Source organism: Pseudanabaena biceps PCC 7429 (genome assembly GCF_000332215.1).
Taxonomy (GTDB): Bacteria; Cyanobacteriota; Cyanobacteriia; order Pseudanabaenales; family Pseudanabaenaceae; genus Pseudanabaena; species Pseudanabaena biceps.
The window spans coordinates 1-4,879 of sequence record NZ_ALWB01000322.1; the positions used below are offsets into that span (position 1 = coordinate 1).

4 protein-coding genes are annotated in these 4,879 nt (G+C 41.2%); all 4 read right to left on the reverse strand.

Translation table 11 applies throughout. From position 1 onward, the window contains the following. Positions 1 to 601: 601 nt before the first annotated feature. Complete coding sequence (locus tag PSE7429_RS21675; protein ID WP_009629520.1) at positions 602 to 1,324, reverse strand: response regulator; 723 nt, start codon at positions 1,322 to 1,324, stop codon at positions 602 to 604. Positions 1,325 to 1,354: 30 nt separating this feature from the next. Then, positions 1,355 to 2,365: a diguanylate cyclase domain-containing protein gene (locus tag PSE7429_RS21680; RefSeq protein WP_009629521.1), complete on the reverse strand. Its 1,011-nt coding sequence runs from the start codon at positions 2,363 to 2,365 to the stop codon at positions 1,355 to 1,357. Beyond that, the gene (locus PSE7429_RS21685) at positions 2,352 to 2,729 is read right to left on the reverse strand and encodes a response regulator (RefSeq protein ID WP_009629522.1); all 378 of its coding nucleotides are present in this window, start codon (positions 2,727 to 2,729) and stop codon (positions 2,352 to 2,354) included. The genes PSE7429_RS21680 and PSE7429_RS21685 overlap by 14 nt, the downstream gene beginning before the upstream one ends. Positions 2,730 to 3,167: 438 nt before the next feature. Beyond that, the gene (locus tag PSE7429_RS21690; protein ID WP_009629523.1) at positions 3,168 to 4,331 is read right to left on the reverse strand and encodes a GuaB3 family IMP dehydrogenase-related protein; all 1,164 of its coding nucleotides are present in this window, start codon (positions 4,329 to 4,331) and stop codon (positions 3,168 to 3,170) included. Positions 4,332 to 4,879: the final 548 nt, after the last annotated feature.

Below are 4,879 nucleotides of genomic sequence, written 5' to 3' on the forward strand. Positions count from 1 at the left end.
AGCATTGTGTTCGCTGCTTTTTATTGTTGCTACTATATTATCAATTTCTTCCTTTATTTCACCTCCCCGAATCACCTATTGAGCCTTTTAAATAATATTTTCCAATATTGTTACGCAATATTGTTACTTTTGTAGCAATATAAGTTTTGATTGGGGCATAAAATCTAAGAAAATAGTATAGCTATAGTTCAGTAATGTTAGGACAAAAATCAAACCCAATAGAGAGTTGCGGCGCTAAGCGCCGCAACTCTCTATTGGGTTTGATGTCCTGACTTACAGCAATTATCGATCAAAGGAACCACAAGGAAATTTTGGAAAGCGTTGCGAAGCAACGCTTTCCAAAATTTCCTTGGTTTGGATTTGAGCGCGAAGCACTGTAAGTGAAATTATTACCATTATTTTAGATTTTGATTTGTTGCAATGGCAAACCTCAACATTTGCTACTGCAACAGATTTGGGGCAGCACCTATGGAAGTATGGGCGAGATCTTGCGTAAACCGCTTATCCAGAGGATGCGTGGCTAAGTGTAATTAAATATCAAAATCCGAAAAACTATTGTGAATGCTAGGCTGCCCCCACATTTCTTGGATCAGGTTCTCCATCAAATTTTATTGCTAGAAAAATCAACAACCTTGACCTGTCTTGATTGAATTGCTTCAAAAACAGAGCGAATTTGGTATACCTCTTGGTCGGTTAAACCTGAATTCTCAAATAAGGTATTAAAAATTGCTTTGCTAAAGTAGAGATACCCTTTGCGACTAATTGTCCCAGTCTGCATAATTCGATGTACGACTTCGTCAAGGCTAAGGACGTTATTTAATTTTCCATTGGTAGTATCTTCTGGTAATTTCAGTTCGGAGATTTGGGTATTGGACTCAACGAAATTAGAATTAGGCAATCTCGAAATTGGGCGTTCTGGAATTATTGGCGTTGTTGGCATCTTGCTGCGATCGGGTAAGCAGCGGTTAATCGCTGCTTTTAACATTTCTGGATCAAAGGGCTTAGTCAGATAGTCGTCAGCTCCTATCTCCATACATTTCATCACGCTTCCCATTTCTTCGATCGCGGAAATCATAATTACAGGGATATCCCGCAATCTTGAGTCTTTTTTTAAATAGGTGAGAACCGCATATCCATCCAACTCAGGCATCATAATGTCCAACAGAACTAAATCGTAGAGATTTTTCTGAGCCATTTCTATGGCTTCGCGCCCATTTACTGCCATTGATATCTGAAAATCTCGGCGATGCAAGCGTCTTGCTAACATATCGCGATTTATTTCATTGTCATCAACAATTAATACTTGAAAATTTTGAACTTCCATGCCTATTAACCATTATGTTTACTATATTTACTATGCTTTTGCCGACCAGACTTTAGCGCGATTTCGCCCCTCTCGTTTTGCTTCATATAGTGCTAAGTCAGCTTCTTTAATTAATTGCTGCGATGTAAAAGCTTGCAAATGCGGGCTGATAGTGGATATTCCCAAACTAGCCGTAACATAGGGATAGATCGGAGAAGAAGTATGGCTGATATCCAGACTTTCAATGGCTGTAAGAATTTTTGTGGCGCAAAACTCTGCACCCGATGAGTTAGTGTCGGGCAAGACGACCGCAAATTCCTCTCCGCCATACCTTGCTAATGTATCTCTCGGTCGCCTAATTACCTGCGCAGCCGCAGTTGCAATCTGACGAAGACAGTCATCCCCTGCTAAATGTCCATAGGTATCATTATATTTCTTAAAATAGTCTATATCAAATAAGATGAGCGATAGACATTTCTTTTCCCTATAGGCAGCACTCCATTCTTTTTCTAGGACTGTATCAAAGTAGCGACGATTGGCAATACCCGTCAATCCATCGCGATGGGATAATGCTTCTAACTCAATTTTCGCAACTTCTAATTCATGATATGCAGCAGCTAGTTCTTGGTAAGCGGCTTCTAATTTTTGCTTGTTTAAGACCTCTCGATCATGGAGGGTTTTCTTCTCAATACAAGCGCTTACCCTTGCTCTCAGCAGAACGCGATCGTAGGGTTTAATTAAATAATCCTCTGCCCCCTTTTGAATACAGGCTAACATCATTTCTTTCTCATCTAATGCAGAAATGATAATTACGGGAATTACGCGCCACTCAGGGTTTTCTTTTAGATAGGTCAGTACCTCTAGCCCATTAAGCATGGGCATCATCATATCTAGCAATATCAGGTCAACTGGTTGGTTAGCAACTATTTCTAAGCCTTTTTTGCCGCTCTCTGCCATTGTAATGTTGGGGTATCCTAAATTCCTTAAATGGCGATAGAGAATCTCCCGATTCATTTGTTCATCATCAATAATCAGTAACTTAGATTCATTAAGGTCTGGCATATTCTTTTAGCAAGCTTTCAATTTTCCCCAATAGTCGTGAAAATTCAATAGGTTTCGTATCGTAATCATCGCATCCAGCTTCAATCCCCCTTTCACGATCGCCAACCATTGCATGAGCCGAACATCCGATAATCGGAATATTTTGAGTTGTGGGTATTTGCCTTAAGCGCTTTGTGGCTTCCCATCCATCTAAAATGGGCAGACTCATATCCATAACGATTAGATCTGGCAGTTCTGATTCGGCAATCTTGACACCAGACGCACCATCAACTGCAACTATCACTTCAAAGCCTCGGCGCGTCAATCTTCGCGACAGCATATCGCGATTCATTTCATTATCTTCTACCAGAAGTATCTTTGGCATATGACCTTAAGTATTGCCCAATTATTTTTTGCAGTCAATATTCTCAGGAGATGATTCGCATAAGTAAGGGGCTTAATTAAATATAAAACTCTAAAACCTGCGCCGCAGATTTTAGATCTGGATTTTAATTATGCTGAGTACTTATTAAGCTCAGAAAACACTATTATAAAAACCATTTTTAACGCAATTCTGCTGTTGGTGGACTTTCTGCCAAACTAAAGTTAAATAAACCAAATAAATAAGCCAAACAAGGTTAAATAACTAAAATTAAATAAGTAAATGAGCTTAATTAAATATAAAACCCTAAAACCTATGCCGCAGGTTTTAGATCTGGATTTTAATTATGCTGAGGTACTTACACAAGGTTAAATAAATAAAATTAAATAAAATTAAATAAACAAGGCTCGCATTGCGAACCTTGCTTATTTAACTTTAGCGTTATTTACCCATGCCAAGCTGTTGAGCTTTTTGGTAGACCTTGCCTTCAGTTAGGAGCGAAGGAGCAATGACCACCTCAACTTGCTGCATTTCACGGATAGTTGCTGCGCCTAAAGTTCCCATGCTGGTTTTGAGTGCGCCGAGAAGGTTGTGAGTACCATCGTCTAGTCCTGCGGGTCCCCGCAAAATTTGCTCTAGGGAGCCTGTGGTTCCCACTCGAATTCTGGTTCCGCGTGGTAAGACAGGGCTAGGTGTTGCCATGCCCCAGTGAAAGCCTCGTCCAGGAGCTTCTTTGGCTCTAGCAAAAGGAGATCCGATCATCACGGCATCGGCACCACAGGCGATCGATTTACAGATGTCACCGCCTGTAATTAAGCCTCCGTCAGCAATGATGGGTACGTATTTACCTGTCTCCTTAAAAAAGTCTTCACGAGCCGCAGCACAGTCTGCTACGGCTGTCGCTTGGGGAATACCTACACCAAGTACGCCTCTGGAGGTGCAAGCAGCTCCAGGTCCAATACCGACAAGTACACCCGCAGCTCCTGCACGTAAGAGTTCTAGGGTGACATCGTAGGTAACGCAGTTGCCCATTAGTACAGGCATGGGCATCTCTTTGCAGAATTTAGCGAGATCGAGGGAAACTAGACCTTCGGCAGCAATGTGAGTTGTAGAAACTACCGTGGATTGCAAGAAAAAGAGATCGCATCCTGCTTCAGCGGCGATCGCTCCATACTTAAAGGCATTGACGGGAATACTGCTAGCGCAGGCAATGCCACCTTTTTCTTTAACTTCGCGGATGCGTTTTTGAATCAGTTCAGGTTTGACGGGTTCAGCATAGAGTTCTTGCATAAGTGAGACAAACTCAGTGACACCTACTGAAGCGATTTTTTCTAAGATTGGTGTGGGATCGTCATAGCGGGTTTGGATGCCATCAAGGTTGATGACTCCCAATGCACCTAACTCTGAAAGTTTTACTGCCATATCGACATCGACAACGCCATCCATTGCACTGGCAATGATTGGAATTTCGCGGCGAATTCCCCCAATTTCCCAAAATGTATCGGCAACGTTGGGATCGAGGGTTTTACCTCCTGGCACTAATGCAATTTCGTCGATGCCATAGGCTCTGCGTGCAGTTTTACCGCGCCCAATTTGAATGTCCACTGTTTGTACTCTCTAGAATTGATAATGAAAAAGGGTTGCGTAAAAATCTTAATTTGAAGATTAACGCTAAGGGTTGATATTTGTGCGTTGCTATAGCAGTTTTGGTTTGCCATTTATAGATTCATGACAAATTAAAACTGCAAAACCTTGAGTGAGATTGGCTTTGAGGTCTTTCGATTGGTCGAAACCATTGTCAAAACCTCTGTACTCTAAGTAGCGATCGCAGGATGCTTGCTACTTAAGACCCAATTGATTGGCAAAAATTCTTAATGATATCTTAAGACCTTGCTGCTTATTGACTAATGATAGCTAATTAAGGCAAGGGTTTAAATTTAAGGTAATTTTTTTGACAGATTTTTGGGCAAGGTTGGTCAAAGGTTGCTGCGAACATCAAGTTTGTCAAAAATCTGCTTACTAAAGAAATGGCCTGATCGGATATATTGCTCGACGTGAATTGCCGAGCAATAGGTAATACCAATTCCCAAAATGGCAACGCCATTTTGGGAATCTCAAAACCTTACTGGGTTTGGTGTTTAATTCACGAAAGT

Bases quoted from the DNA above. Each gene is read 5' to 3' on its own strand.
- PSE7429_RS21675 (WP_009629520.1), bottom strand. From the start codon at position 1,324: ATGGAAGTTCAAAATTTTCAAGTATTAATTGTTGATGACAATGAAATA.
- PSE7429_RS21680 (WP_009629521.1), bottom strand. From the start codon at position 2,365: ATGCCAGACCTTAATGAATCTAAGTTACTGATTATTGATGATGAACAA.
- PSE7429_RS21685 (WP_009629522.1), bottom strand. From the start codon at position 2,729: ATGCCAAAGATACTTCTGGTAGAAGATAATGAAATGAATCGCGATATG.